Origin of the sequence: Teichococcus wenyumeiae (genome assembly GCF_003696345.1) — a bacterium.
GTDB classification, from domain to species: domain Bacteria; phylum Pseudomonadota; class Alphaproteobacteria; order Acetobacterales; family Acetobacteraceae; genus Pseudoroseomonas; species Pseudoroseomonas wenyumeiae.
In genome coordinates, this window is record NZ_RFLX01000098.1 from 1 (window position 1) to 4,674 (window position 4,674).

The window sequence follows — 4,674 nt, forward strand, 5'->3', positions numbered from 1 at the left end:
CGTCCGGAGTGGGCCCGACTTGCCTGACCCGAGCTACCCGTAAGGCTCACCGCGCCCAAGCCGCTAGTCCGTGCAACAAGGTCCCGCCGGTCTGCAAGCGACCGACGGCTGCGTGAGCGCGTGTCCTCCGCTGGCTCGTAACAGGTCAGACCTGCCGCATTCCACCATCAACACAGAGTTCAGCGCCCGCGATGAAGCTCGCCTCGTCGCTGAGGAGAAACAGCGCTGCCGCCGCAACTTCCTCCGGACGCGCCATGCGGCCGAGCGGGATCTGCCCGATCAGGACCGCGCGCACCTCATCCGTCGTGGCCGCCATCATCGCCGTATCCGTGGGGCCTGGGCTGACGACGTTCACGCGGATGCCGCGCGGCGCCAGTTCCGCGGTCCAGGTGCGCGCGTAGGAACGTAGGGCCGCCTTGGTGGCGGCATAGGTGCCGTAGTGGGGAATGCCCGCTATGTCCGCGATCGACCCGATGAGCACGACCGAGCCGCCCTTGTCCATGGCGCCGACCGCCGCATGGAAGGCGAGAACAGGGCCTCGCACATTGACCAGGAAGTGCCGGTCGACATGCTCCGGCGTCTCCTCGGCCAGCAGTGCCGGTTCGGAGATCCCGGCATTGAGCACCAGCGCGTCGATACGGCCATGCGTGTCCCGCACCGCGGCGACGGCCGCCGCCACATCTTGCGCCACGCTGGCATCCGCGACGAGGCCGCGTGCTCCCCGGCCGATCGTGGCGGCGGCCATCTCCACCGTTTCGGCACGGCGCCCGGTGAGAAAGACCGTCGCACCCTCGGCTGCCAGTCGCTCGGCGGTGGCAAGGCCGATGCCGCTCGCGCCGCCCACCACCAGGGCAACCTTGTTCAACATCCGCGCCATCGTCGTCTCCTGTTCTTCAACGATAGCGGTCTAGATATACAGAGTGTATCTGGTAGCAAGAACGCAATTTGGATAGCCTAGATATGGCCGATGATACCGACCTGGAAGCACTCTCCTCCTGCGCGCTGTCCAACATGGCGCGGGTGCGCCCGGTGCTCGACAAGATCGCGGACAAGTGGACCATCCTGATCCTCACGGTGCTCTGCCCGAAGCCTTCGCGCTTCAACGAGATCAAGCGGCGCCTTGATGGCATCACCCATAAAGCTCTCGCGGACGCGCTGAAGCGCCCGGAGCGGTACGGGCTGGTAACGCGCACCGTGCTGCCGACGGCGCCAATCGGCGTGGAATACGCCATTACGCCGCTAGGCCATTCGCTGCGTCAACCGTTCGAGGCGCTCTGCGGTTGGGCACTTGCGCATGGCGATGCGATCAATGAAGCCAGCACTGCATACGACCGCGCCAAGCAGGCCGAGTAGGCTTTACAGGTCATTTTCCAGGAATGGACTGGTGTGGGGGCCGACTACCCAAGCCGTTGAGCTTATCCTGCCGCGTAATGGCTGCTTGCTCGGACACTGCACCCGGAAGCGGACGTTCTACTTCCGGCTAGACCTGGTTGTGGCCGCTGTGCGCCCATGTCGGACACTAGGATGCCAGATTTGAGCACTCTGAAGCGGACCTGGCCTATTAGGAATCCGACGGTTGCGATGGCGCTTCGGTGCCCTCAGCGCTCTCCGGAATAGCCCCGTAGCCGCGCGTAGGCTGCCCGCTGCTCCGGCTGGAGCGTGTCGCGCACGGCGATGTGCGTCACGAGATGCACCTCGCGGAGCCTGCCGTTCAGGGCACCGATGGATGCGGTCAGGGCCGCAAGGCTCCCTGTCTCAGCCGCCCCGCTCGCGAACAACCGGTCCAATTCGCCCTCCAGGGCGACGATACGGGTGCCGAGGGTTCGTGCCTCCCCGGCCATGCGGTCGCGGAGCGCTTCCGCCGTCCTGCGTTGCTCGGGCGTCAGGCGCAGGGCATCGGCATGCTCCAACACGTGCATGGGGCCTGGGTAGCCGTTCAGTTCGGCCGCGAGGCCAAAGCCCATCCCGCGCCCAGCTAGCAGAGCCGCAGCGTTCTCCTCGGAGAGGGCCTTTATGCGTCGGCCCTCCAACGCCGCGTAGGGCTGGGACGAAGTACCGCCTTGCATGGCGCCGTGGTGTTGGTGTCCCCCCAGGCTGTGCGAAAACTATTCACCAGCGATTTTCAGTCACCTGCGGTCGTTCGTCCGCTTGGCTCTTTCTCGGATAGTGGTCAGCCTGACGTCATCGCCCCGATCGAGGCTGCGAGGTGATCCAGGATGGCCCGGACTTTCGCCGATGGTCTTGGACCTGCCGGGAGGACCGCATAGACTTCCGCGGGGTCGAGCCGGTACGGCTGGAGCAACTGCGTGAGTTGGCCGGTGCGCAGTTCCTCGCCCGCCATCACGCGCGTCCCCAGCGCGATGCCCAGGCCCGCAACGGTAGCCGCCAGCACTCCCGGGGCGGAGTTGATCCAGAACCTGGGTTGGACATCGACGGAAGTGACCGTCTTGTTGTGCGTGAAACGCCAGCTCTCGCCGCCGAACGAGCCATGCTGCAAGATGCAATCATGCTTCGCGAGGTCGGACGGTGTGGCCGGCATGCCATGAGCCACCAGGTAGGCCGGTGCCGCCATCACCAGTCGCTCAACGAGCGCGAGCTTACGAACGCCAAAGCCGGAACCATCTAACGGCCCGACATTGATCCGGATAGCCAGATCGACGCCGTCAGTGATGAGGTTCTGGCGCGCGTCGCTCATGACCAACTCGACCTTCAGGTCAGAATGCCGGGCCAGGAATGTCGGCAGGACCGGTATGACCGCTCGCGTGCCATACGCCACCGGCATCGCAAGGCGGATTACGCCGTGGAGGGAATCGACGCCCCGCGTCGCCTGCTCGGCTTCCTCCATTTCCGCGAGCAGCCGCTTCGCACGGTCGAGGTAAAGCGCACCTGCGTCCGTCAACGAGATGCTGCGGGTAGTGCGCAGCAACAGCGTCGTGCCCAACCGCGCCTCCAGCGTGCCGACGATGCGCGACACCGAAGGCTGCGAGAGCTTCAATTCACGTGCAGCGCGCGTGAGACTGCCTGTGTTGGCCACGCGGACAAAAACGGCCATTTCCTGCCAGCGATCACTCATTCGGAATCCAGATAAATGTTCTTCGAATTGGATGGATACACCGCCTTTCGCAGAGAACCTAACTTCCGACTCACGGCACCTTCGCCGCAGACGCGGAGATTATGAAATGAAGCTCCAGGACAAACTCGACGCGATGCGCGAGGACTTTGAGAATGGACGCTTTCCGCTGATTCCCACTAGGAGCCAGCTCGACACGATGTAGCGCGCGACTCAGTCGCCGATCGACAGCCGGCAGGCCGACAAGGCTATGGAAGCCGGCGCTACGGCGCCCGAATGCACGCTTCAGGATGCCGACGACAACAACGTGAGTTCGCGCGCGCTTCTAACACGGGGACCGCTGGTCGTGACTTTCTACCGCGGCGTCTGGTGCCCGTACTGCAACTTCGACCTGCAGGCTCTGGAAGAGGTCCGGTCGGAAATAAAGGCGCGTGGCGCGAGCCTCGTCGCGATCTCGCCCCAGACCCCGGCGAACAGCCGAAAGTCGCAGCGCGAAAACAAGCTCGGCTTCCCGATCCTCAGCGATGCCGGGGCCGCCGTCGCCGCCGCGTTCGGCCTGGGCTTCTCGCTGCCGGAGGACCTGATCGACGTCTACAAGCAGTTCGGCAACGATCTGGCGAAGATCAACGACGACCCGTCCTGGGTGCTGCCGATGCCGGCACGCTATGTGATCGGGACCGACGGCGTGATCGCTTATGCCGAGGTCAACCTCGACTATGCCTGGCGCCCCGATCCCACCGAACTGCTGCCGGTGCTCGATCGGCTGCAGGCCGGCATCGTCGCCTGACGGCTGATTTCAACCCCACCCCCCGAGAAGGAATATAATCATGGCTATCAAGATTTACGGCGACCCCGGTTCCGGCAGTCGGCGCCGCGTCACCGCAGCGGCGGCTGCCATGGGCAGCGATATCGAGATCGTCGACATCGATCTCTTCAAGGGCGAGAGCCACACGCCCGCGTTTCTGGCGCTGAACCCGCACGGCCTCTCACCCGTCATGGTCGACGGTGATTTCGTGCTCTACGAGTCCGCCGCGATCAACCTCTATCTCGCCGAGAAGGCGGGAAGCGATCTGGCGGGTCGCACGGCGCGTGAGAAGTACGAGATTCTCCAGTGGATGTTCTGGTCGGGCGAACAGTGGCGCATCTTCGCGACGCTCACCTTCGACGAGGTGATCGGCAAGAAGTTCATTGGGCAGCCCACGGACGGAACCATCGTCAAGCTCGCGGCCGACAAGATCCGCACGGCTGCCACGGTGCTGGACGCGCATCTGGCGAAGCACGACTATATCGTCGGCGACCGGCTGACCCTTGCCGACTTCGACATCGCCGGCCCGTTCTCGCAGAACGAGCGGACGAAGATCCCGCTGAACGAGTTTCCCAATCTGGTCGCGTGGCAGCAGCGGCTGCTGGCGACGGTGCCGGGTTGGGCGGCGACGAAGCGCGAGGTCGATGACCGCATTGACGGTGCGCTTGAGGCGGCCGGCATCACGCTCTGAGATCATGGCGCCGGCGTCCTCAGGGTGATCCTCCTTGGCTTCCGTGGACACCCAGAGGCAAAGTTTGAGCTGGAGGTGTTTGATGGATCAGCAAGCGACGAGGACCAA

Annotated in this window: 6 protein-coding genes; 3 read left to right on the forward strand and 3 right to left on the reverse strand. The window is 64.5% G+C overall.

Features of this window, described 5'->3' with window-relative positions; translation table 11 throughout:
• Positions 1–145: 145 nt before the first annotated feature.
• A complete protein-coding gene (locus EBE87_RS27630) occupies positions 146–877 on the reverse strand; it encodes an SDR family NAD(P)-dependent oxidoreductase (protein WP_122140295.1) in 732 nt (243 codons plus the stop codon).
• A gap of 83 nt (positions 878–960) precedes the next feature.
• Here EBE87_RS27630 and EBE87_RS27635 point away from each other — a divergent pair, with 83 nt between their 5' ends.
• Positions 961–1,353 (forward strand): winged helix-turn-helix transcriptional regulator, encoded by a 393-nt coding sequence (locus tag EBE87_RS27635; RefSeq protein ID WP_122140296.1) that lies wholly within the window; start codon positions 961–963, stop codon positions 1,351–1,353.
• 245 nt (positions 1,354–1,598) lie between these two features.
• On the opposite strand, the gene EBE87_RS27640 is transcribed toward EBE87_RS27635, so the two are convergent.
• Complete coding sequence (locus tag EBE87_RS27640; protein ID WP_199708084.1) at positions 1,599–1,919, reverse strand: Spy/CpxP family protein refolding chaperone; 321 nt, start codon at positions 1,917–1,919, stop codon at positions 1,599–1,601.
• A gap of 251 nt (positions 1,920–2,170) precedes the next feature.
• A complete protein-coding gene (locus EBE87_RS27645; RefSeq protein ID WP_199708077.1) occupies positions 2,171–3,073 on the reverse strand; it encodes a LysR family transcriptional regulator in 903 nt (300 codons plus the stop codon).
• 247 nt (positions 3,074–3,320) lie between these two features.
• Between EBE87_RS27645 and EBE87_RS27650 the strand changes: the two genes are divergently transcribed.
• Positions 3,321–3,857, forward strand: a complete 537-nt coding sequence (locus EBE87_RS27650) for a peroxiredoxin-like family protein (RefSeq protein ID WP_233553507.1) — start codon at positions 3,321–3,323, stop codon at positions 3,855–3,857.
• 40 nt (positions 3,858–3,897) lie between these two features.
• Positions 3,898–4,566, forward strand: coding sequence for a glutathione S-transferase family protein (locus EBE87_RS27655; protein ID WP_120641087.1), 669 nt, complete (start codon positions 3,898–3,900; stop codon positions 4,564–4,566).
• The last annotated feature ends 108 nt before the right edge of the window (positions 4,567–4,674 follow it).